Source organism: Micromonospora sp. CPCC 205546, from assembly GCF_036902715.1.
Lineage (GTDB): Bacteria > Actinomycetota > Actinomycetes > Mycobacteriales > Micromonosporaceae > Micromonospora.
In genome coordinates, this window is record NZ_JBAKHL010000044.1 from 1 (window position 1) to 22,105 (window position 22,105).

Consider the following 22,105-nt stretch of genomic DNA (forward strand, 5'->3'; position numbering starts at 1 on the left):
CTGCTGCCCCCGCCGAGCCACCCCGATCGTGCAGGCCATCCTCGCCCTCCAAGCCGCCGAGGACGCCCGCTACCCACGATGAAAATGGCTCAATAGACACAGCCTCGGTATCGATTCGCATGTCTGCGGCTGGCAGGTGAAGCGTTTCCTCGACAGGCCCGACGGGGACGGTCGACCTAGACGCCGTTGTTGCGCAGGAGGTGGAGGCGCACATCAGAGAGGTTGGGCCGACCACCGGCCGCGCTGGACGATGGTCGGACCGCAGGAGCCGTCAGAGCCGGACCAGGCCGGACAGCAGCGCCGCGGCCTCACCGGGTCGGACCAGCACCGCGGCGTGGCTGACGTCGAGGGACCGCACGTCGAACGGGTTGTCGGGGGTGAGCGCGTCGGCGTCGGCGATGAACCGGTCCTGCAGCGTGATCGGGACCGCCCGGTCGGCAGTGAGCCGGACGTAGGTGCGGGGGATGCGACCCCAGGTGCCGGCGTCGGCCCGCTCCTCGCCGGCGTCCAGGCTCTCGTCCGGCTCCAGGGTGTTCAGGTAACCGTGGAACTCGTCGTCGGTGCCGTCGGCCAGGACCGCCGCTCGGAGCGTGGCGAGCAGGGTGGGGTCGGCGGTGCGCCAGTTGAAGCGCAGCGCGCCGAGTTCCATCGGGTTCGCGGCCAGCAGGGCGCCGATGTCGTTCAGGGCGCTCGACGCGTTCTCCGCCGACGCCTGGTAGCCGGCCGGGGTGTCGGCGGCGCAGCACCACGCCGAGATGTAGACCAGCCGGTCCAGCAGCTCCGGGGCGGCGTTGGCGACCCCGGTCAGGGTGAGCCCGGCCCGGCTGTGCCCGACCAGGATCACCGGTCCGTGCTCGCGTACCCGCCTCACGACGTCCAGGACGTGCGCCACGTTGTCGGCGTGGCCGATGCCGACCATCGCGCTCGGCGTCGCCGCCAGGGCGGCGAGGTCCTGCGGGGCCTGGTACGCCGCCGGGAACGTCGCGCCGAAGCCGTGCCCGGGCAGGTCGACGGCCAGCGAGCGGTGCCCCCGCAGGGCCAACTCCCGCTGCATGGGCGCCCAGGTGAACGAGTTGCTGCCGGCGCCGTGCACGAGAACGAAGGTGGGAGCTGTCATTCGATCATGATAGGCGCGCCCGGGGCCGGGTCACGACACGGAGGGTCGGCGGGATCCGGCCCAGCCGGGTGCGGTACGAAGGCATCGTGACCGATGCCAGCCTGACGCCCGCCCTGCCCGCCGTCGAGGCGCCCGACCCGGCTCCGTCGCCGACCTGCCTGGACGACGTCCTCTGCAAGAGCGTCTACGACATGACCGGCTCGGTGTGGTTCGCCGAGGGCAGCTACTGGATCCTGCTCAAGCCCCTGCGCATCGTGATGATCCTGCTGCTGGCCGTCGCCGCCCGGTGGCTGGTGCACCGTACGATCCGGCGGCTGGTGCGCACCACCACCGACGCGGGCGTGCCGACCATGCTGCGCCCGCTGCGCGAGCGGATCCCCACCGCCGCCGTCGACCCCGGCGAGTTCGTCCCGGAGCGACGCCGGCAGCGGGCCGAGGCGATCGGTTCGGTGCTGCGCAGCCTGAGCACCGCGTTCATCTTCGGCATCGCGCTGCTGATGATCCTCAAGGAGTTCAGCTTCGACCTGGCCCCGCTGCTGGCCAGCGCCGGCATCGCGGGCGTGGCCCTCGGCTTCGGCGCGCAGAGCCTGGTCAAGGACCTGATCGCCGGCCTGTTCATGCTGATCGAGGACCAGTACGGCGTGGGCGACACCGTGGACCTCGGCGAGGCGACCGGCGTGGTGGAGTCGGTCGGGCTGCGGGTCACCACGGTCCGCGACGGGCGGGGCGTGCTCTGGTACATCCGCAACGGCGAGATCGTCCGGGTGGGCAACAAGAGCCAGGGTTGGGCCCTGGTGGTGGTCGACCTGCCGATCGGCTTCGCCGGCACGGAGGAGGCCACGGCCGTGCTGCGCACCGCCGCCGCCTCGGTGGCGATCGACCCCGACCTGGCGCCGGAGATCGTCGAGGCCCCGGAGGTGCTGGGGGTCGAGCAGATGACGGTCGACGGGGCGGTCATCCGTACGGTGGTCAAGACGACCGCGGACGGGCAGTTCGCCGTCGGCCGGGAGCTGCGTCGCCGGCTCGCCGAGGCGTTGGAGAACTCCGGCATCACCGCGAAGATCGCCGCCGCCCGGTTCTACCCCGGCATGCCGGTCCGCGCCCCCGGCGAGACCGGGCAGGGCGGCGCCACCTGAGGCGCCCGAACGCCGGGCGGCGGGGGTCGCGAGCCGGGCGGCCCCTCGGGTATCGTCCGTTCGTTCAGTCGGGGATGCGACGATCAACCCCTTCGCCCTAGCCAGTCGTCGGACGATCGGGCAAAATCCGGTGCACGCGCTCCCCGGAGCGTGATCACGTCCTCGCTGATCCGCGGATCTGACGACGGTTCCCGGGCCGTCCATCACGAGTGGCCCGCCCAGGGGAACGATGGAGGCGACGGTGCCTGACCAGCGACCATCCCCGGAAGGGCCCGCTACCTTCCGCGAGGTGTTCGCCAATCGCGAGTACGGCGCCGTCTTCACGGCGAGCGCTCTCTCCTGGATCGGCGACTACATCGCCAAGGCCGCGGTGACCCTGCTGGTCTACGAGGAGACCCGCTCCGTCGCGCTCTCGGCCGCCGCCTTCGCGGTGAGCTACCTGCCCTGGCTGGTCGGCGGTCCCCTGCTCGCCACGCTCGCGGAGCGGCACCGCTACCGGCAGGTCATGGTGATCTGCGACGTCGTCCGGATGCTGCTGATGGTGTGCATCGCCATCCCGGGCGTGCCCGTCGCGGCGATCCTGGCCCTGCTCTTCGCCACCACGCTGGCCAACCCACCGAGCCAGGCCGCGAAGTCGGCGCTGATCCCGCTGATCCTCACCGGGGACCGCCTCGTGGTCGGGCTGTCGATGATCAGCAGCGTCGGCCAGGCCGCCCAGGTCGTCGGCTACCTGGCGGGGGCGGCCATCGCCGCGTTCGACCCGACCGCCGCGCTCCTGGTCAACGCCGCGACGTTCGCCCTGTCGGCCACGCTGGTCCGCTTCGGCGTGACCGACCGGCCCACGGCCATGACCGCCGCGCACCGCAGTCACCTGCTGCGGGAGACCGCGCAGGGCTTCCAGATCGTGTTCGGCACCCCGGTGCTGCGGGCCATCGCCGTGCTGGTCTTCGCCGCCATGCTCTTCTCGGTGGTGCCGGAGGGCCTCGCCGCCGCCTGGGCGAGCGAGCATGCCGGCCAACTCGACGCCGGCGCCGCCCAGGCCATCATCATGGCGGCGAACCCCGTCGGTTTCATCCTCGGTGGCCTGATCGTCAGCCGGGCGTTCGGGCCGGACCGCCGGCTGAGCCTGATGCGGCCACTGGCGGTGCTCTCCCCGCTGGCCCTGGTGCCCGCCCTGCTCGACCCGCCGCCGCTGGTGGTGGCGCTGCTCGCCGCCGCCTGCGGGTTCGCCGTCGCCGGCATGCTGCCGGTGGCCAACGGGCTCTTCGTGCGCGCCCTGCCCGCCGGTTTCCGGGCCCGCGCCTTCGGCGTGATGGCGACCGGCGTCCAGGTCATCCAGGGGCTGGCCGTCCTGGTCACCGGGCTGCTGGCCGAGCGGTACTCCATCCCCCTCGTGGTCGGGGTGTGGAGCGCCGTCGGGGTGCTGCTCATGACGCTCGCCGCCCTGCGCTGGCCGAGCCGCGCGACGATCGAGTCGGCCATCGAGGCGGCCGGGCAGGCGGGCGAACCCACCCCCCGGCAACCGGACGTGGCGGCCGAACCCGACGCTCCGGCGAGCGCGTCGGGGCGGTCCGGGCAGGAGGGGCCCGGCGGCCCGGCGGGCCGCTGGGCGGTGGCTCCGGCGAGGCACGACAGCAGCGGCACCCGGTGACCCGACGCACAGCCGGCACCCCCGGGCCGCCCCGGGCGGCACCTGGCAGGATGGAACGGTGAATGCCGCAGGTGAGTCAGACCGTCCCGGTGCGTCGACGACCCTCTTCGAAGCGGTCGGTGGCGAGCCCACCTTCCGCAAGCTCGTGGACGAGTTCTACGCCGGGGTCGCCACCGACCCGCTGCTGCGCCCCATGTATCCCGAGGAGGACCTGGGCCCGGCCGCGGACCGGTTGACCCTGTTCCTCATGCAGTACTGGGGCGGCCCCAACACGTACTCGGCCCAGCGGGGGCACCCGCGGCTGCGGATGCGCCACGCGCCGTACCGGATCGGCGCCGCCGAGCGGGACGCGTGGTTGCTCCACATGCGCCGCGCCGTCGACCGTCTCGACCTGCCGCCGGAGATCGCCACCGCGCTGTGGGACTACCTGGAGCGGGCCGCCTACTTCATGGTCAACGCCATGGAGGACCCGGCGGGGCCGGCCTGACCCGGCTCGCCGGCTGGGCTGCCTGGCTCGCCGGTTGACCTGACCCGCCGGCCTGGCCGCCGCCCGCGGTCCGGGCGGCGGGCGGCTCAGAGCAGGGCACCCTCGTCGTGCAGCCAGTCCACGAAGCTGGTGGCGACCGCGGCGCCACAGTCGAGCATCTCGACCAGCAGCGCGTCGTGTGCCCCGGCACCGAACGGCACCTGCAGCTCCGCGTAGATCGGCAACTGGCCGCGCTCGGTGGGGTCACCGATGTAGGCCTTGCAGAAGCGGCGGGTGTGGTTCCACTCGTTGACCACCCGGTAGGCACGGTCGGCCCAGTCCGGCGGCACGGTCGCGTGTGGACGCGCCCGCATCACCAGGATCTCGTCCTCCGGACCCTCCAGGGTGACCAGCACGGCGTGCCGCTCCCACATGGCCAGCAGGTTGCCGTCGCCGTCGGCCAGATAACGCACGTCGAGCATGTCGAGCGCGTCACGGAGGCGGCGCAGGGTGACCGGCTCGACCGTCGCGGGCATGTCCGCGATCACGGCTCGCTCCGTCGGTGGGCAGTCGTCTCCCGGCTTACGCGGGGTCGGTGGCCCGACCCGGACGGTGCTCTCCACTGTGATCCCGCTCCGCCTTTCCGAGTCTCCGCCGCCGTTGGCGGGACCGGGGCGCCATGACCACCACGGCATCGCTCGCGCACCTCACTCCCCAGCGGATCCAATCGCCTACGGTGCGTTGGACCCGAGGATGGACGGTACCCGGACAGCCGGGTTGAAGCACCCCCCCAACGGCAGCCCCAGGACAGAAGAATGACGACGGGTCATCCGAAAGGATGAACTCAGGCCGGCCGCATGACCAGATCCGTGGCCTTCTGCGACCAGATCGCTCCGTACGGTCCCACCAGACCGACCCATCGGCCGGCCGTTCTCACCTGGACGTCGCCCCCGCCGCCCGTCCCGGTGGGCTCCCCGGCGGCCCCCAGGAAACCCATCCGGACCAACCCCTGGACCATCCGCTGGGTCACCTCGACCGGCTCGCCGGGCGGGTCGTCGGGGGTGACCACCACCGGCACGTGGTCGAGCAGCGCGTCGCGCAGCGCCCGCTGCCCCACCGCGCGCCCGCCGACGCCGTGGGCGCTGGCGTCCCGCAGGGCTCCCGCCGCCGCGGCCGCGATCCGCCGCAGTTCCCCGGCAGGCAGGGTCTCCACCCGGCGGCTCGCCGCGGGCGGCAGCGGCCACCGCCACTGCTCGTCCCGCCGCGTCGGCAACCCCGTGCCGCCGGCCGACAGCTCGGCCAGCAGTTCGCCGGCCGCCACCGTGGCGTCACCGGGCCCGTCGCCGGCCACCGTCCGGACGACCAGCACACCCCACGGCAGACGGCCCCAGAGGGCCGTACGGCCCGCCGCGCCGCTCGACCGGAGGCGGACCGGCGCCGCGCGTTCCAGCCGGACGAGGCGGGCCAGGAAGGCCCCCGCGTCGGCGGCGTCGGAGATCCCGTGCCCGCCACCGGCCCCCGCCGGCGACCCGGGCCCGTCGGTCGCCGTCACGCCACCGGCTCCTGTGGCGCGTACGTCAGCAGGAACGTCCGCTCCTCCGGGGTGATCCGCCGGGGCCGCTGCCGGGTCAGGTCGAAGGGCACCAGCACCGAGCGGGCGCGGCTGGCCAGGACCTCGCCGTCGAAGAGTTCGTAGGCGACGGTGAAGGACGCCCGGCGGATCTCCTCCACCCACAGCTCGATGCGCACCGTGGGGGCGGCCTCCGCGGTGGCCCGGCCGAGGGCGTACTCGACCGGGCGCAGGTAGTCGATCTCGTGCCGACTGATCACGACGCCGTCGGCGAACGAGCCCACCCCCCACGCCCGGCCACCGGCGAACATCAACGCCACCCGCGCCTCCTCGTAGAGGGTGAGGAAGCGCGAGTTGTTGATGTGGCCGTACGCGTCGAGGTCGGACCAGCGCAGGGTGCAGTGGTACACGAAACGATCACTCATGATCGGCAGCGGTCCCCGCTCTCAGTCACGGGTCAGCTTGCGGTAGGTCACCCGGTGCGGGCGGGCCGCCTCCGCGCCGAGGCGGTCGACCTTGTTCTTCTCGTACGCCTCGAAGTTGCCCTCGAACCAGAACCACTTCGCGGGGTCCTCGTCGTCGCCCTCCCAGGCCAGGATGTGCGTGGCGACCCGGTCCAGGAACATCCGGTCGTGGGAGATGACCACGGCGCAGCCGGGGAACTCCAGCAGCGCGTTCTCCAGGCTGGAGAGCGTCTCCACGTCCAGGTCGTTGGTGGGCTCGTCGAGCAGGATCACGTTGCCGCCGATCTTCAGCGTCAGCGCGAGGTTGAGCCGGTTGCGCTCGCCGCCGGAGAGCACCTTGGTCGGCTTCTGCTGGTCCGGCCCCTTGAACCCGAACGCCGCGATGTACGCCCGCGACGGCATCTCGACCTTGCCGACCATCAGGTGGTCGAGCCCGTCGGAGACGACCTCCCACACCGTCTTGTCCCCGGCCAGGCCCTGCCGGTTCTGGTCGACGTACGACAGCGAGACCGTCTCGCCGACCTTGACCTCGCCGCTCGTCGGCTGCTCCAGCCCGACGATGGTCTTGAACAGCGTGGTCTTGCCGACGCCGTTGGGGCCGATGATGCCGACGATGCCGTTGCGCGGCAGCGAGAACGACAGATTGTCGATGAGCACCCGGTCGCCGAAGCCCTTGGTCAGGTTGTGCGCCTCGATCACCGTGTTGCCCAGGCGCGGGCCCGGCGGGATCTGGATCTCCTCGAAGTCCAGCTTGCGGGTCTTCTCCGCCTCGGTGGCCATCTCCTCGTAGCGGTCGAGGCGGGCCTTCGACTTGGTCTGCCGCGCCTTGGCGTTGGAGCGGACCCACTCCAGCTCCTCGGTGAGGCGCTTCTTCATCTTGGCGTCGCGGCGGCCCTCGACGGCCAGCCGGGCGGCCTTCTTCTCCAGGTAGGTGGAGTAGTTGCCCTCGTAGCCGACGGCCCGGCCGCGGTCCAGCTCCAGGATCCAGCCGGCCACGTTGTCGAGGAAGTACCGGTCGTGGGTGATCGCCATGACGGTGCCGGCGTACTTGGCCAGGTGCTGCTCCAGCCAGGAGACGCTCTCCGCGTCCAGGTGGTTGGTGGGCTCGTCGAGCAGCAGCAGGTCGGGGGCCTCCAGCAGCAGCTTGCACAGCGCCACCCGGCGCCGCTCGCCCCCGGAGAGCTGGGTGACGTCGGCGTCCGGCGGCGGGCACCGCAGCGCGTCCATCGCCAGCTCGAGCTTGGAGTCGATGTCCCACGCGTCGGCGTGGTCCAGCTCCTCCTGGAGCTTGCCCATCTCCTCCATCAGCTCGTCGGAGTAGTCGGTGGCCATCTGCTCGGCGATCTTGTTGAACCGCTCCAGCTTGGCCTTGGTCTCGGCCACCGCCTCCTCGACGTTGCCGAGCACGGTCTTGGCGTCGTTGAGCGGGGGCTCCTGGGCGAGCAGGCCGACGGTGTAGCCGGGCATGAGCCGGGCCTCGCCGTTGCTCGGCCGGTCCAGGCCTGCCATGATCTTGAGGAGGCTGGACTTACCGGCGCCGTTGGGGCCGACCACACCGATCTTGGCCCCCGGGAGGAAGCTCAGCGTCACGTTGTCGAGCACGACCTTGTCGCCGTGCGCCTTGCGCGCCTTTTCCAGGACGTAGATGTACTGGGCCACGGTGCGGGCTACCTCCGTAGGTTGCGACTGGGGTCGGCGGGCGCGGGCGCGGGCTGCGGTTTCCGCCCGCCACCGCCGGCCGGCGGCCGGCCGCACGCACGCCGTCGTCAATCCTGACAGGTTCGCGGCGCCGCCCCCACATCACCCCGCCTCCGACGCTCCGCCCGTGCCGCGCCACCCCTGCTTCCGAGCAGGGGTATCGACAAGATCACGCCAGGGGTTGGACCATCGTGGGAAGGGTAGGTGACTCCGGCACGGGGCCCCAGAAGCCGCAGCTACGCTCAGTACGCTCATTCGCGGTTGACCCGTCAGCACCCGGAGGTGGCCGAACGTGACCGTCCGCAGCTCCTTTGTCGTAGTGGCGAACCGGCTACCCGTCGACGAGGTGAGCACCCCCGAAGGACGGCAGTGGCGTCGCAGCCCAGGAGGGCTGGTGACCGCACTGCACCCCGTCCTCGCCGAGCACCAGGGCACCTGGGTCGGCTGGGCCGGCGGCACCGGCGCCGCCCCCGAGCCCTTCGACCTGGAGGGCATCCGGCTGCACCCGGTGCCGCTGAGCGCGGAGGAGCTGGAGCGCTACTACGAGGGCCAGTCCAACGCGACGATCTGGCCGCTCTACCACGACGCGGTGGAGACGCCGGCGTACAAGCGTCGCTGGCGCGAGGCGTACCGCCTGGTCAACGCCCGCTTCGCGGAGGCCGCCGCGGAGGTCGCGGCCGAGGGCGCGACGGTCTGGGTGCAGGACTACCAGCTCCAGCTCGTCCCCGCGATGCTCCGCGAACTGCGGCCCGACCTGCGGATCGGTTTCTTCCTGCACATCCCGTTCCCGCCCATCGAGCTGTTCATGCAGATGCCGTTCCGCACCGAGATCCTGCGCGGCCTGCTCGGCGCCGACCTGGTCGGGTTCCAGCAGCGCCTCGCCGCGCAGAACTTCGTCCGGCTGGCCCGGCACCTGCTCGGGCTGCGCTACGAGGGGCAGATGATCCAGGTCGACGGCCGCCAGGTGAAGGCCGGCGCGTTCCCGATCTCCATCGACACCAAGGAGATGGAGCGGCTGGCCGCCGACCCGGGGATCCAGGCCCGGGCCAAGGAGATCCGCGAGGAGCTCGGCAACCCGAAGACGATCATCCTGGGCGTCGACCGGCTGGATTACACCAAGGGCATCGAGTTGCGGTTGAAGGCCTTCCGCGAACTGCTCGCTGACGGAAAGTTGACAGTTCCCGACGCGGTCATGGTGCAGGTCGCCACGCCCAGCCGCGAGCGCGTGGAGCACTACCAGGCACTACGCGTGAAGGTGGAGCGGGAGGTCGGCCGCATCAACGGCGAGTTCGGCAGGGTCGGCGTGCCGGCGGTGCATTACCTGCATCAGTCGTACAGTCGCACTGAACTGGCCGCGATGTACGCCGCCGCCGACGTGATGATGGTGACCCCGTTGCGAGACGGAATGAATCTGGTAGCCAAGGAGTACGTCGCATCGCGCGCCGACCAGGGCGGTGCACTCGTGCTCAGCGAGTTCGCCGGCGCCGCCACCGAGCTGCGTCAGGCGTTCCTGTGTAACCCGCACGACCCTGACGCGGTCAAGGACGCCCTGCTGAGGGCCGTGCATGTCGAGAAGCCGGAGGCCCGCCGCAGAATGCGGACAATGCAACGCCATCTACGCACCCACGATGTGGGGCACTGGGCGAAGTCCTTTCTCACCGAGCTCGGTGTGCCACAAGCGGAGGTCGCGTGAACGCCGCCAGCGAGATCGTCACCCCGGCGGCCGGCACGATGGACCCGGAACTGCGCGCCGCCATCGGCCGCATCGCCCGGGTGCCCCAGCTTCTGATCGCCTGTGACTACGACGGCACCCTCGCGCCGATCGTGGAGGACCCGAGCAAGGCCGTGCCGCTGCCGGAATCGGTGGCGGCCGTCCGGGCGCTGGCCGCCCTGCCCCAGACCACCGTGGCGGTGGTCTCCGGGCGGGCCCTACGCGACCTGGCCGCGCTCTCCCGGCTGCCCAGCGAGGTCCACCTCGTCGGCAGCCACGGCTCCGAGTTCGACATCGGCTTCGTCGAGCGGCTCTCCCCCGAGCTGATCGCGGTCCGCACCCGGCTGCGCGACGCGCTGCGCGAGATCGCCGCGGCCCACCCGGGCATCCGGCTGGAGCGCAAGCCCGCGAGCGTCGCGGTGCACACCCGCGGGGTCGCCCCCGAGGTCGCGGCCGCCGCCGTCGAGGCGGTCCGCAACGGCCCCGCCACCTGGGACGACGTGACGGTCACCCAGGGCAAGGAGGTCTTCGAGCTGTCGGTGGTCGCCACCCACAAGGGCACGGCCGTCGACCAGCTGCGCACCCAGCTCTCCGCCAGCGCGGTGCTCTTCATCGGCGACGACGTCACCGACGAGAACGCCTTCGGCAACCTGCACGGGCCGGACGTCGGCATCAAGATCGGCCCCGGTGAGACCAGGGCCGGCTACCGGGTCGCCGAGCCGATCGAGGCCGCCCGCGCCCTGGGCCTGCTGCTGGAGACCCGCCGGCACTGGCTCTTCGGCGAGCGGGCCGTGCCGATCGAGCGGCACTCGATGCTGGCCAACGGGCGGACGGTGGCCCTGCTCACCCCCGAGGCCAAGGTCACCTGGCTCTGCCACCCCAAGCCGGACTCGGCGGCGATCTTCGCCGACCTGGTCGGCGGCAGCCCGGCCGGGCACTTCAGCGTGGCGCCGGAGCGCGGCGGCATCCCGCTCGGCCAGCGCTACCGCTCGGGCACGATGACCGTCGAGACCCGGTGGTCGGGACTGACCGTCACCGACTGGCTGGACAAGCCGGCCAGGGAGACCACGCCCGACGGCCCGGCCGTCATCACCGGCGACTCGACCCTGGTCCGGGTGCTGACCGGCTCGGGCCGGGCCCGGCTGGAGTTCGCGCCCCGGCCCGAGTTCGGCCAGGTCGCGGTGCAGTTGCAGCCGATCGGCGACGGCCTGCTGGTGCTCGGCTCCAACGAGCCGGTCGCGCTCTACTCCCCCGGGGTCGAGTGGCAGGTCAGCAACGACGGCGGCTACGAGACGGCCAAGGCCCTCGTCGACCTCTCCGCCGCCGGCGGGCAGGTCGTGCTGGAGCTGCGCTTCGGCACGCACAGCCTGGAACACCACCGGCTGCCGGTCCACGAGCGGCAGGCCCTGGCCGAGCAGCCGTGGAAGGACTGGGTGGCCACCCTGCGGCTGCCGAGCACCGCCCGGGACCTGGTGGTCCGCAGCGCGCTGACCCTGCGCGGGCTCTGCCACGAGGCCACCGGCTCGATCCTGGCCGCCGCGACCACGTCGCTGCCGGAGGAGCTGGGCGGCGTCCGCAACTGGGACTACCGCTACTGCTGGCTGCGGGACGCGGCGATGACCGCGCGGTCCCTGGTCGACCTGGGCTCGATCGAGGAGGCCGAGGCGCTGCTGCGCTGGGTCGACGGGTGCATCGAGCGCACCGGCGGGCACCCGGAGCGGCTGCACCCGCTCTACACGGTGGACGGCTACGAGCTGGGCGCCGAGGCGGTCATCGACACCCTGCCCGGTTACGCCGGCTCCCGGCCGGTGCGGGTCGGCAACCTCGCCAACCACCAGCTCCAGCTCGACGTCTTCGGCCCGATCGCGGACCTGATCGCGGCCGTGGCCGACGCCCGCGGCTCCGTACGCGAGGACGAGTGGCGGGTGCTCGACAACATGGTCGAGGCCGTCCGCCGCCGCTGGCACGAGCCCGACCACGGCATCTGGGAGGCCCGCCTCCCCCCGCGGCACCACATCTTCTCGAAGGTGATGTGCTGGATGACCGTCGACCGGGCGCTGCACGTCATGCGCCAGCACGGCGGCGAGGACCGGCCGGAGTGGGTGGAGCTGCGCGACCGCATCGGCGCCAACGTGCTGGAGTACGGCTGGCACGAGACCGTCGAGGCCTACAGCGTGGCGTACGGGGACGAGGACATGGACGCCTCGTCGCTGTGGATCGGGCTCTCCGGCCTGCTCCCCGGCGACGATCCGCGCTTCCTCTCCACCGTCCTGCGGATCGAGGCGGATCTGCGCAGCGGTCCGGTCGTCTACCGCTACCACTGGGACGACGGCCTGCCCGGGCGCGAGGGCGGCTTCCACATCTGCACGGCGTGGCTCATCGAGGCGTACCTGCGCACCGGGCGGCGTACCGACGCCGAGGAGCTGTTCTCGCAGATGGTGGACACCGCCGGCCCGACGGGTCTGCTGCCCGAGCAGTACGACCCGCTGGCCGAGCGCGGGCTGGGCAACCACCCGCAGGCGTACAGCCACCTCGGTCTGATCCGCTGCGCTCTGCTGCTGGACAACATGCTCAAGCAGTGACCTGACCAGCGAAAGACGGCGGCCGGAGATCCCTTCTCCGGCCGCCGTCGCGTGTGTGGCGGCGACCCCCTACCGACTACTCTCACGACCCCAGTTGCGGCATCTTCCATTGATCGACTTCGGTATTTCTGTTTAGCTGCCACCGATGGCGTCGAATAGACGCAGTCAAATTTGTCTCGGTATTCCGGACGGAGATGTCGTAGTGAACAGAATGACGAGAACCCTGCGCCGGGCGGGCGCGACGATCAGTGCCCTGCTGGTGGCCGTCGGGGTCGTGGTCGTCGCACCGACGCCCGCCTCGGCCGTGGACTACTACTACGAGCTGCCCTATCCGGCAGGCGAGTCCTACCGGGTCACCCAGGGCCCGGAGGGCACCTACTCGCACGTCGGCCCCTACAACGAGTACGCCTGGGACTTCGGGCTCCCGGCCTGGTACGAGGTCTCCGCCGTGCAGGCCGGCACCGTCCTCGTCTCGAACTGGTCGGTGTACCCGGGCAACGGCATCGAGGTGATAATCCGACACTCGAATGGCCAGTGCAGCCACTACATCCACCTGAACCAGGCGATCTACAACACCGGGGACTGGGTCCCGCAGGGCCGGGTCATCGGCTCGTCGGGCGCCACCGGGAACGCCACCGGGGCGCACCTGCACTTCCAGATCATCAACTGCAACACCCGGGTGGGCATCCCCGCCACCCTCCAGGGCTGGACGCCGCACACCGGCTCCTGGCCGCAGAGCGTCAACACGCGCGCCTGACGCCACCGACCCGCCCGTCGGCTCAGCCGTCGAGCGTCCCCACCACGTCGCCGACGACCACCACGGCAGGGGGCCGGATCCCCTCGGCGACCACGTCGGCGGCCACCGCCCCGAGCGTCGACCGGAGCACCCGCTGCCCACCGGTCGTGCCCTCCTGCACCACGGCGGCCGGGGTCTGCGCCGGACGGCCGTGCGCGATCAGCGTCGCGGTGATCGCGGCGAGGTTCTTCAGCCCCATCAGGACGACCAGCGTGCCGCGCAGCCCGGCCAGCGCGTCCCAGCGGACCAGGGAGGCCGGCGAGTCGGGTGCGACGTGCCCGGAGACCACCGTGAACTCGTGGGCCACCCCCCGGTGGGTGACCGGGATGCCCGCCACGGCCGGGGCCGCGATCGAGCTGGTCACGCCGGGCACCACGGTCACCGGCACGCCGGCCGCCGCGCAGGCCAGCAGTTCCTCGCCACCCCGGCCGAAGACGTACGGGTCGCCGCCCTTGAGCCGGACCACGAACCGGCCGGCCAGGGCCCGGTCCACCAGGATCCGGTTGATCTCCTCCTGCGTACGGGACGGACCGTAGGGGATCTTGGAGGCGTCCACGAGTTCGACGTCGGCGCGCAGCTCGTCGAGGAGCAGCCCGGGGGTGAGCCGGTCGGCGACCACCACGTCCGCCTCGGTGAGCAGCCGCCAGCCCCTGACGGTGATCAGCTCCGGGTCGCCCGGCCCGGCGCCGACCAGCGCGACCCGCCCGGGCCGGGTGCCCGGCGGGGTCCCCTCCCGCCCCGTGGGCGCCGACGGGGTGCCCTCCCGCACCTCCAGCAGGGCCCGGACGGCGTCGCGGACGGCCATCGCCCGGCGCGGGTCGCCCCCGCCGAGCACCGCCACGGTCACGGGCCCGTGCCGGGTCACCGCCGGCGTCCAGGCGGTGGCCGCGGCGCGGTCGTCGGCGCGTACGCAGAAGATGCGGCGCTCGGCGGCGGCGGCGCTGACCGACGCGGCGGCGAGCGGGTCGTCGATCGCGACCTGGACCAGCCACGCGCCGTCGAGGTCGTCGGGGGCGAACCGGCGCGGCGCCCAGTGCAGCCGTCCCGCGTCGACGTGCGCGCGCAGCGCCGGGGTCAGCTCCGGCGCGACGAGCAGCACGTGCGCGCCGGCGTCGAGCAGCGCCGGCACCCGCCGGGTCGCCACCACTCCCCCGCCCACCACGACCACCCGTCGGCCGGCGAGCCGCAGGCCGAGCGGGTACGGGCTGCCGCTCACGCCACCGCCCCGCCGCCCGGTGCGCCGGTTCGTCCGCTCACTTCTCGGCCACCCCCGCCGAGTCGAAGGTGGCGACCTCGTGCAGCACCCGGACCGCGCCGGTGACCACCGGCAGCGCGAGCAGCGCGCCGGTGCCCTCGCCCAGGCGCAGCCCGAGGTCGATCAGCGGCTCCAGGCCCAGCCGGCGCAGCGCGACCGTGGCCCCCGGCTCGGCGGAGCGGTGCCCGGCCACCATCGCGGCCACGGCGTGCGGGGCGAAGGCCGCCGCGGCGAGCGCCGCGGCGACCGCGATGACCCCGTCCAGCAGCACCGGCGTGCGGCGGGCGGCGGCGCCCAGGATCAGCCCGGCCAGCGCGGCGTGCTCCAGGCCGCCGACGGCGGCCAGCACGCCCAGCGGGTCGGCCGGGTCGGGGGCGTGCCGGCGCAGCGCGGCCCGCACGACCGCCACCTTGCGGGCGTACGTCGGGTCGTCGACCCCGGTGCCCCGGCCGGTCGTCTCCGCCGGGTCGATGCCGGCGAACGCGGCGATCAGGGCGGCGGCCGGCGTGGTGTTGCCGATGCCCATGTCGCCGGTGAGCAGGATGCCCGCCCCGGCGTCGATCAGCTCGTCGGCCACCCGGATGCCGGTCTCCACCGCCGCGCGGGCCTCGTCCCGGGTGAGCGCGGCGGTCACCGCAAGGTCCCGGGTGCCGGGGCGGACGTTCGCCGCGACCAGCCGGGGCGCGTCGCGGGTCGGCGGGGCGCCGGCGGCCTCCTCGCCCGGCGCGGCGGCCGGGATCGGGGTGGCCACGCCGACGTCGACCACGGTGACCGAGGCGCCGGCCTGCCGGGCGAACGCGTTGACCACCGCGCCGCCGGCCAGGAAGTTGCCGATCATCTGCGCCGTGACCTCCTGCGGCCAGGGCGTCACCCCCTGGGCGTGCACGCCGTGGTCACCGGCGAAGATCGCGACGGCGGCCGGCTCGGGCAGCGGCGGCGGGCAGTGCCCGGCCAGGCCGGCGAGGCGTACGGAGAGTTCCTCCAGGGCGCCGAGGGAGCCGGCGGGCTTGGTGAGCCGGCCCTGCAACTCGCGGGCGGCGGCCATCGCCGACTCGTCCGGCGGTCGGATCGCCGCGATCGTGGTCTGCACCGTCATGCCTCCAGGACCTCCGCCAGTACCTCGGTGAACGCGTCGGTGGTGGCCGGGTCTCGGACGGCGACGCGCAGCCAGTCCGGGCCGAGGCCGGGGAACGTGTCGCCGCGGCGCACCGCCCAGCCGCGCCGCCGCAGGGCGAGCCGCACGTCGGCGGCCCCGGGGACGTGCACCAGCACGAACGCGCTGGCGGGACGGCCGGCGACGCGTACGCCCGGCAGGGCCGACAGGCGGGCGACCAGGTGCTCGCGGTCGGCGGCGAGTCGGGCGGCGATGGCGCGCTCGGCCTCGACCGCGACGGGCGTGGCGCAGGCCGACGCGGCGGCCAGGGCCGGGGTGGAGACGGCCCAGAGCGGCTGGGCGGCGGCCAGCCGCTGAAGCAGCGCGGCCTCGCCGAGCAGGTAGCCGATGCGCAGGCCGGCCAGGCCCCAGGTCTTGGTGAGGCTGCGGACCACCAGCAGGCCGGGCAGGTCCCGCCGGGCGGCCAGCGACTCCGGTTCGCCGGCCACACCGGGGGCCACGGTGGTGTCGGCGAACGCCTCGTCGACCACCAGCACCCGGCCGGGGCGGGCGAGGGCGGCCAGGTCGGCGGCGGGGTGCAGCACCGACGTGGGGTTGGTCGGGTTGCCGATCACCACGAGGTCGGCGTCGTCGGGCACCAGGGCCGGATCCAGCCGGAAGTCGTCGTCCGCGTCGAGCAGCACCCGCTCCACCCGGTGCCCGGCGGCGCGCAACGCGGCCTCGGGCTCGGTGAACTGCGGGTGCACGACCACCGGCCGGCGCACGTCGGTCAGCGCCCGGGCGAGCAGCACGAAGCCCTCGGCCGCGCCGGCGGTCAGCAGCACCTCGGCGGGCGGGCGACCGTGCCGGGCGGCGACCGCCGCGCGCGCCGGCCCCGGGTCGGGGTAGGCGGCGAGGTCGCCGAGCGCGGCGGTGACCGGATCGGCCAGCCAGTCCGGCATCGGGTCGCGGCGCACGTTGACGGCAAGGTCGACCAGGCCCGGCCCCACCTCGGCGTCCCCGTGGTGGGTGAGGTCGGGCCCGGAGGCCTCGGCCCCGGGGCCGGGTTCGGCTTCGGGTCCGGGTTCGGCTTCGGGTTCGGCCCTGGGTCCGGGTCCGGGTTCGGGTTCGGGCCCGGCTCCCGGGAGGCTCTCGGTCGGCTGACCACGCATGTCCGCGATCCTGCCGGGAACGTGGCGCGCGGGACAGCAGATCCCGGCGTGGGCCGCGTCACCACACGGGTGTTCATGAATATTTCTCAGGTGTGAATCGGAAATGTCATAACTTGAGGCAGTGAGCAATCGACCCCTTGCTGCCGCTGGTCGTCTCGTTCCCCTCCTGCGCGCCGGACTCATCGCCGGCATCGTGGTCGCCGCCGTGGCGTACCCGGTCGCCGCCGCCACCGGCCTCGGCGCCAAGGTCACGGCGCACGCCATGGAACACAAGACCAAGATCCTCACCACCGCCCTGCCGGCCGAGACGTCGTACGTCTACGCGCCGGACGGAAAGACGGTGCTGACGATGTTCTACGAGGAGTACCGGCAGTACACGAAGCTGGCCGACATCTCGCCGCACATGCAGCAGGCGATCGTCGCCGCCGAGGACAACCGCTTCCACCAGCACCGCGGCGTCGACCCAAAGGGCGTCGCCCGCGCCTTCGTGGCGAACGCCCGCTCCAGCGGCGTCTCCCAGGGCGCCTCCACGCTCACCATGCAGTACGTGCGGATGGCGCTGCGGGACAGCGCGAAGACGCCGAAGGAGGTGCAGGAGGCCACCCAGCAGACCAGCGTGCGCAAGATCCGGGAGATGCGGATGGCGATGGACCTGGAGAAGGAGCTGAGCAAGGAGCAGATCCTGGAGCGCTACCTCAACTCCGCGTACTTCGGCCACCGCGCGTACGGCATCTACGCGGCCAGCGAGATCTTCTTCTCCAAGGCCCCCAAGGACCTCAGCCCCGTCGAGGCCGCCACCCTCGCCGGGCTGGTCAAGTCCCCGTCCGAGTACGACCCGGCCAGCTCCGACCAGAAGGACGCCACCGGCCGGCGCAACTACGTGCTGGACCGGATGACCGACCTCGGCTACCTCTCGCCGGACGCCGCCGCCCGGGCGAAGACCGAACCGATCCGGCTGAAGCTGACCTATCCGCCCAACGACTGCGCCTCCGTGCCCGAGAAGTGGAACAGCTGGGGCTTCGCCTGCGACTACCTGAAGAACTGGTGGAGCACGCAGCCCGCGTTCGGGGAGAACCGGCTGGAGCGGATGGACAAGCTGCGCCGGGGCGGCTACCGGATCGTGCTCAGCCTGGACCCGAAGATCCAGGAGGCGGCCGAGAAGAACGTCGGCGCCAAGGAGAACACCGGTAGCCCGTTCGCCAACGGCATCGTGGTCTCCGAGCCCGGCACCGGGCGGGTCAAGGCGATGGCGGTGAACCGGACGTACTCACTGAACCTGAGCGAGAACGGGCAGAGCTCCAATCCCGAGGCCGGGCCGAAGGTGAAGGCGAACTACCCGAACACCGTGGCGCCCCTGCTCGGCGGCGGCGACCTGCCGGGCTACCAGGCCGGCTCGACGTTCAAGATGTTCCCGATGCTGGCCGCGCTCAACGCGGGCATGCCGCTGTCCACCTCGTTCAACGCCCCGCACCGGTACCGCTCCGAGGTCTACGACGGCTGGGCGCCGTCCAACGCCAGCGGCGCGATGAGCGGCAACCAGACCATGTGGTCCGGCTTCGGCAAGTCGGTCAACACGTACTTCGTGTGGCTGGAGGAGCAGGTCGGCGCCGACAAGGCGGTCCACCTCGCCGAGCAGCTCGGGCTGCGCTGGCGCACCGACGTCGACAAGGAACAGGCTTCCCCGGCCAAGGTGAAGAAGTGGGGCGCGTTCACCCTCGGCGTCTCCGACGCCACACCCCTGGAGATGGCCAACGCGTACGCCGCGATCGCCGCGGACGGCCGCTACTGCGAGGCGATCCCGGTGCAGGCGATCTACGACCGCGACGGCACGCCGACCACCTGGAAAACCGCCTCCGGGATCGAACGCGAGGTCGCCAAGCCCCGCTGCCGACAGGTGGTGAACGCCGACGCCGCCCGCGCCGCCACCGACGCCGCCCGCTGCCCGACCGGCGACAGGCCGGCGCGCGGGAGCTGCGGCGGCTGGTCGACCGCCGACAGCGTGCGCGGCACCGTCGGCCGCCCCGTCGCGGGCAAGACGGGCACCACCGACAGCACCCGGTCGGCGTGGTTCGTCGGCTACACCCCGGAACTGGCGGCGGCGAGCTTCATCTCCGACCCGGACAACCCGTTCAACGCCGTCGGCGACGGCCAGTCGCAGATCCCGATCAAGGCGGTGGCGCAGACCCTCCGCGACGGCCTCAAGGGCCAGCCCACCCGCCAGTTCACCCCGCCCTCGGACCGCATGGTCGGCTGACCGGTTCCGCGCTGACCGGATGCATCGGCGCGGGCCGGGCGGAGCCAGCGCGGGCCGGGCGGGTCGGGCGGGTCGGGCGGGTCAGCGGAGATCGGCGGAGACCAGGGACCAGACCTCCAGGTCCACCCGGCCGCCCCGCACGAAGCCCGCGTTGCGGAGCAGGCCCTCGTAGCTGAAGCCGGCCTTCTCGGCGACCCGGCGGGAGGCCAGGTTGCCCGGGGCGACCCGCAGCTCGACGCGCTGGAAGCCGTGTTCGAGGATCAGCGCGATGGCGAGCGCGTCGACCGCCTCGGCCGCCAGGCCGAAGCCCCGCGCGTGTGCCGCCATCGCGTAGGAGACCTCGGTGCACCGGGCACCCCAGTCGGTGCGCCGGGTCCACAGGCAGCCCACCACCCGGTCGTCCTCGCGACGCACCACCGCGTAGTGGTCGCCGTCGCCGCTGTCGCGCCGCTGCCGGGCCAGGTCGGTGCACCAGGCGAGCCCGTCGATCTGGCCGGAGGTGTCGGCCAGCGGCAGCCAGCGCCGGGTCTGCCGGTCGGCGAAGACCTCGTCGGCCGCCGCCGCGTCCGCGCGGGTCAGCGCGCGTACCTCGGTGCGGGGAGTGGAGACCGTCAGCGGCGGGAAGCGACGGACCGCCACCTGACCGATCACGCGGGCACCCCGTCGGGCCGGGCGGTCGCGGGATCCGCCGCCACCGCCGCGTCCACGAGGCGGGCCGCGAGCCGCGGGTACGCCGCCCAGTGCAGGGTGAGCTGCGAGGCGTGCACGCCCCGCCAGACGAAGCCCTCGGGCGCCCCGCCGTCCCAGCTCCACGCCGGCCGCGCCCCGGCGCGCGGGGTGAGCACGGCGTGGTGCTCCTTGTGCCCGGCCACCACCGTGCCCACCGGTCCCACGAGGCTCTCGCTCAGCGCGGTCGCCTCCCGGTAGCCCGCCACCAGGCCCTCGCGGCGCGTGCCCACCGCGTCGAGCACGCCGCACATCGGCAGCCCGTCCAGCTCCCGCGCCAGCCAGAGCAGGCCCGCCCCCTCGGCGACGACCGGCCGCCCGGTGCGGGCCAGCTCGGCGACCGCGATGCAGAGCCGGCGGTTGGCGGAGAGCTGCCCGGCGTACGACTCGGGCAGCCCGCCGCCGACGACCAGCGCGCCGGTGCCGGCGGGCAGCGCCTCGTCGTGCAGCGGGTCGACCGTCACCACCTCGGCGCCGGCCGCCCGCAGCAGCTCGGCGGTCTCGGCGTGGCTGTAGCTGCCGCCCGGCGCCCCGGCGACGGCGACCACCGGACGCGGCCCGACGGTCTCCCGGCCGGCCTCCGGCGCCCACGCCGGCGCGGGCAGCGGCGGGGCGGAGCGGGCCAGGGCCAGCAACCGGTCCAGCTCGACGGTGGCGGCGACCGCCTCGCCGAGCCGGCGGACCGCGCGGGTGGCCTCGTCGGTGCGGGCCAGCGCGGGCACCGCCCCGTAGCGGCGGGCCGGCAGCACCGACGGCAGGTCCTGGCGGCGCAGCGCGCCGTAGACCGGCACCCCGATGTCGTCGAGCGCCTCGCGCAGCAGCTCCTCGTGCCGGGCGGAGGCCACCCGGTTGAGGATCACCCCGCCGAGCCAGAGCTGCTCGTCGTACGACCGGAAGCCGTGCACCAGGGCCGCCACCGACTGCCCCGTCGCGGCCACGTCGACCACCAGCACGACCGGGCTGCGCAACGCGGTGGCCACGGCGGCCGTCGACTCGGTCTCGGGGCGGCCGGTGAGGCTGTCGTACAGGCCCATGCTGCCCTGCACCAGCGCGAGCCCGGCGCCGGCCGCGCCGTGCCCGACGAGCGGGGCGACGCGGTCGACGCCGACCAGCCGGGGGTCGAGGGTGCGACCGGGGCGGCCGGCGGCCAGCCCGAGGTACGCGGCGTCGACGCGGTCGGGGCCGACCTTGAACCCGGCGACGTCGACGCCCCGGTCGGCGAACGCGGCGAGCAGCCCGATCGCGAGCGCGTTCTTGCCGTGGCCGGAGGACGGCGCGCTGAGCACCAGGCGCGGCACGACGGTCATCATCGACTCCCTGCGGGGCGGCGTGGGACCTGCGACGGGCCGACGGCGCGGTCCGCCCGCGTGACGATAGCCCAACCGACCGGCGGGTGGCCGCCGCCGAACGGCCCCTGTCGGCGGTGTCGGCGTGCGGCCGGGCGGACCCGACGGCGGTGTCGGCGCGCGGCCGGACGGGCCCGGCGGCGGTCCGTCCGGGACCGGAAGGGGGGTTGTCGAAGCGAGTGCCTCCGGTCACAGGGGTAGCCTCGTGGGCGTGTACCGGTTCCTGCTGACGCCGCGCTGGCTGGGCATTCTCGCGCTGACCCTGGTCGCCGCGGCGGTGATGGTGCTGCTCGGCAACTGGCAGCTGGACCGCTACCGCGGCCGCACGGCGATCAACGAGAGGATCGACGCCGGGCTGCGGATGGACCCGGTGCCGCTGCGTGACGTGCTGCCCGCCCCGACCGGTGGCAGCGGCACGGCCGGCCCCGCCCCCACCGCCGAGAGGGCCTGGACCAAGGTCACCGTGACGGGCCGCTACGACCCGGCGAACGTGGTCCTGGTCCGGGGGCGCTCGGTGGACCGCACGGTCGGCTTCGAGGTCGTCACCCCGCTGGTGCTGGCCGACGGCACGGCCGTGCTCGTGGACCGGGGCTGGATCCCGCCGGCCCGCGGCGGCGACGCGACCGTCCAGCCGGACGTGCCGGCGCTGCCGCCCGGCGAGGTCACCGTGACGGGGCGGGTGCACCTGAGCGAGAGCGGCTCGGTCGCCGTGACCCGGCGCGCCGGCAAGCTGGAGACGCGACGGATCGGCGTGCCCCGGCTGGCCAGGGAGCTGCCCTACCCGGTGCACGGGGCGTACCTGCTGCTGGACGGGCAGAGCCCGGCGGCCGACCCGGTCTTCAAGGACGTGCCGGTCGGATACACCAACAACTGGCAGAACTTCGGCTACGTCGTGCAGTGGTGGATCTTCGCCGTGATGACCCTGTTCGGCTACGGCTGGGTGGCCCGCCGGGAGGCCCGCCGGCTGGCGGGCGTCCAGCCGCGGCGTCCCGTCGACCGGGCCGCCGAGCCCGCCCCGCAGGGCGCCGCCTGACGCTCGGCGCCGGCCGCCCGGCCGACCCGAGGAGT

18 protein-coding genes are annotated in these 22,105 nt (G+C 73.6%); 8 read left to right on the forward strand and 10 right to left on the reverse strand.

Features of this window, described 5'->3' with window-relative positions; genetic code table 11:
* Positions 1–271 precede the first annotated feature (271 nt).
* The gene (locus V6U77_RS20165; RefSeq protein WP_334607916.1) at positions 272–1,117 is read right to left on the reverse strand and encodes an alpha/beta fold hydrolase; all 846 of its coding nucleotides are present in this window, start codon (positions 1,115–1,117) and stop codon (positions 272–274) included.
* Positions 1,118–1,200: 83 nt separating this feature from the next.
* Between V6U77_RS20165 and V6U77_RS20170 the strand changes: the two genes are divergently transcribed.
* The 3 genes from V6U77_RS20170 to V6U77_RS20180 all read left to right on the forward strand — a co-directional run bounded on the left by V6U77_RS20170 (position 1,201) and on the right by V6U77_RS20180 (position 4,391).
* Positions 1,201–2,253: a mechanosensitive ion channel family protein gene (locus V6U77_RS20170; RefSeq protein ID WP_442934469.1), complete on the forward strand. Its 1,053-nt coding sequence runs from the start codon at positions 1,201–1,203 to the stop codon at positions 2,251–2,253.
* 229 nt (positions 2,254–2,482) lie between these two features.
* Entirely contained in the window at positions 2,483–3,904 is a 1,422-nt protein-coding gene (locus V6U77_RS20175; RefSeq protein ID WP_334607917.1) for an MFS transporter, read from the forward strand.
* A 58-nt stretch (positions 3,905–3,962) separates the two neighbouring features.
* A complete protein-coding gene (locus V6U77_RS20180) occupies positions 3,963–4,391 on the forward strand; it encodes a globin (protein ID WP_334607918.1) in 429 nt (142 codons plus the stop codon).
* Positions 4,392–4,477: 86 nt separating this feature from the next.
* Here V6U77_RS20180 and V6U77_RS20185 read toward each other — a convergent pair whose 3' ends face one another.
* From V6U77_RS20185 to ettA, 4 genes are all read right to left on the reverse strand, one after another.
* Positions 4,478–5,065, reverse strand: a complete 588-nt coding sequence (locus tag V6U77_RS20185; protein ID WP_334607919.1) for a YbjN domain-containing protein — start codon at positions 5,063–5,065, stop codon at positions 4,478–4,480.
* 149 nt (positions 5,066–5,214) lie between these two features.
* Complete coding sequence (locus V6U77_RS20190) at positions 5,215–5,922, reverse strand: hypothetical protein (protein ID WP_334607920.1); 708 nt, start codon at positions 5,920–5,922, stop codon at positions 5,215–5,217.
* Positions 5,919–6,365 (reverse strand): acyl-CoA thioesterase, encoded by a 447-nt coding sequence (locus V6U77_RS20195; RefSeq protein ID WP_334607921.1) that lies wholly within the window; start codon positions 6,363–6,365, stop codon positions 5,919–5,921. Before V6U77_RS20195 ends, V6U77_RS20190 begins: the two co-directional genes overlap by 4 nt.
* 21 nt (positions 6,366–6,386) lie before the next feature.
* Entirely contained in the window at positions 6,387–8,063 is a 1,677-nt protein-coding gene (gene ettA / locus V6U77_RS20200) for an energy-dependent translational throttle protein EttA (protein WP_334607923.1), read from the reverse strand.
* A 331-nt stretch (positions 8,064–8,394) separates the two neighbouring features.
* Here ettA and V6U77_RS20205 point away from each other — a divergent pair, with 331 nt between their 5' ends.
* The 3 genes from V6U77_RS20205 to V6U77_RS20215 all read left to right on the forward strand — a co-directional run bounded on the left by V6U77_RS20205 (position 8,395) and on the right by V6U77_RS20215 (position 13,152).
* Positions 8,395–9,795 carry an alpha,alpha-trehalose-phosphate synthase (UDP-forming) gene (locus tag V6U77_RS20205; RefSeq protein ID WP_334607924.1) on the forward strand — a complete coding sequence of 467 codons (1,401 nt, stop codon included), beginning with the start codon at positions 8,395–8,397 and terminating at the stop codon, positions 9,793–9,795.
* A 38-nt stretch (positions 9,796–9,833) separates the two neighbouring features.
* A complete protein-coding gene (otsB, locus tag V6U77_RS20210) occupies positions 9,834–12,395 on the forward strand; it encodes a trehalose-phosphatase (RefSeq protein ID WP_442934470.1) in 2,562 nt (853 codons plus the stop codon).
* Positions 12,396–12,606: 211 nt separating this feature from the next.
* Positions 12,607–13,152, forward strand: coding sequence for a M23 family metallopeptidase (locus V6U77_RS20215; protein ID WP_334607926.1), 546 nt, complete (start codon positions 12,607–12,609; stop codon positions 13,150–13,152).
* 22 nt (positions 13,153–13,174) lie between these two features.
* On the opposite strand, the gene cobA is transcribed toward V6U77_RS20215, so the two are convergent.
* Genes cobA through cobC form a run of 3 tightly spaced genes read right to left on the reverse strand, consistent with a single transcriptional unit; the run spans position 13,175 to position 16,801 of the window.
* Positions 13,175–14,407, reverse strand: a complete 1,233-nt coding sequence (gene cobA / locus V6U77_RS20220; RefSeq protein ID WP_334607927.1) for a uroporphyrinogen-III C-methyltransferase — start codon at positions 14,405–14,407, stop codon at positions 13,175–13,177.
* A gap of 37 nt (positions 14,408–14,444) precedes the next feature.
* The gene (cobT, locus tag V6U77_RS20225) at positions 14,445–15,542 is read right to left on the reverse strand and encodes a nicotinate-nucleotide--dimethylbenzimidazole phosphoribosyltransferase (protein ID WP_334607928.1); all 1,098 of its coding nucleotides are present in this window, start codon (positions 15,540–15,542) and stop codon (positions 14,445–14,447) included.
* A complete protein-coding gene (gene cobC / locus V6U77_RS20230; protein WP_334607979.1) occupies positions 15,539–16,801 on the reverse strand; it encodes an Rv2231c family pyridoxal phosphate-dependent protein CobC in 1,263 nt (420 codons plus the stop codon). Before cobC ends, cobT begins: the two co-directional genes overlap by 4 nt.
* 31 nt (positions 16,802–16,832) lie before the next feature.
* Here cobC and V6U77_RS20235 point away from each other — a divergent pair, with 31 nt between their 5' ends.
* Positions 16,833–18,965 (forward strand): transglycosylase domain-containing protein, encoded by a 2,133-nt coding sequence (locus tag V6U77_RS20235; RefSeq protein WP_334607930.1) that lies wholly within the window; start codon positions 16,833–16,835, stop codon positions 18,963–18,965.
* 81 nt (positions 18,966–19,046) lie between these two features.
* Here V6U77_RS20235 and V6U77_RS20240 read toward each other — a convergent pair whose 3' ends face one another.
* Positions 19,047–19,616 (reverse strand): GNAT family N-acetyltransferase, encoded by a 570-nt coding sequence (locus V6U77_RS20240; protein WP_334607934.1) that lies wholly within the window; start codon positions 19,614–19,616, stop codon positions 19,047–19,049.
* Positions 19,613–20,998 (reverse strand): cobyrinate a,c-diamide synthase, encoded by a 1,386-nt coding sequence (locus tag V6U77_RS20245; protein ID WP_334607936.1) that lies wholly within the window; start codon positions 20,996–20,998, stop codon positions 19,613–19,615. The genes V6U77_RS20240 and V6U77_RS20245 overlap by 4 nt, the downstream gene beginning before the upstream one ends.
* A 244-nt stretch (positions 20,999–21,242) precedes the next feature.
* Between V6U77_RS20245 and V6U77_RS20250 the strand changes: the two genes are divergently transcribed.
* Positions 21,243–22,070, forward strand: coding sequence for an SURF1 family cytochrome oxidase biogenesis protein (locus V6U77_RS20250; RefSeq protein ID WP_334607938.1), 828 nt, complete (start codon positions 21,243–21,245; stop codon positions 22,068–22,070).
* Positions 22,071–22,105: the final 35 nt, after the last annotated feature.

What these genes read in the sequence shown, in the direction of transcription:
- V6U77_RS20165 (WP_334607916.1), bottom strand. Translation starts at nt 1,117, where the DNA reads ATGACAGCTCCCACCTTCGTTCTCGTGCACGGCGCCGGCAGCAACTCG.
- V6U77_RS20175 (WP_334607917.1), top strand. Translation starts at nt 2,483, where the DNA reads ATGGAGGCGACGGTGCCTGACCAGCGACCATCCCCGGAAGGGCCCGCT.
- V6U77_RS20185 (WP_334607919.1), bottom strand. Translation starts at nt 5,065, where the DNA reads ATGCCGTGGTGGTCATGGCGCCCCGGTCCCGCCAACGGCGGCGGAGAC.
- V6U77_RS20195 (WP_334607921.1), bottom strand. Translation starts at nt 6,365, where the DNA reads ATGAGTGATCGTTTCGTGTACCACTGCACCCTGCGCTGGTCCGACCTC.
- otsB (WP_442934470.1), top strand. Translation starts at nt 9,834, where the DNA reads ATGGACCCGGAACTGCGCGCCGCCATCGGCCGCATCGCCCGGGTGCCC.
- V6U77_RS20215 (WP_334607926.1), top strand. Translation starts at nt 12,607, where the DNA reads ATGACGAGAACCCTGCGCCGGGCGGGCGCGACGATCAGTGCCCTGCTG.
- cobT (WP_334607928.1), bottom strand. Translation starts at nt 15,542, where the DNA reads ATGACGGTGCAGACCACGATCGCGGCGATCCGACCGCCGGACGAGTCG.
- V6U77_RS20245 (WP_334607936.1), bottom strand. Translation starts at nt 20,998, where the DNA reads ATGACCGTCGTGCCGCGCCTGGTGCTCAGCGCGCCGTCCTCCGGCCAC.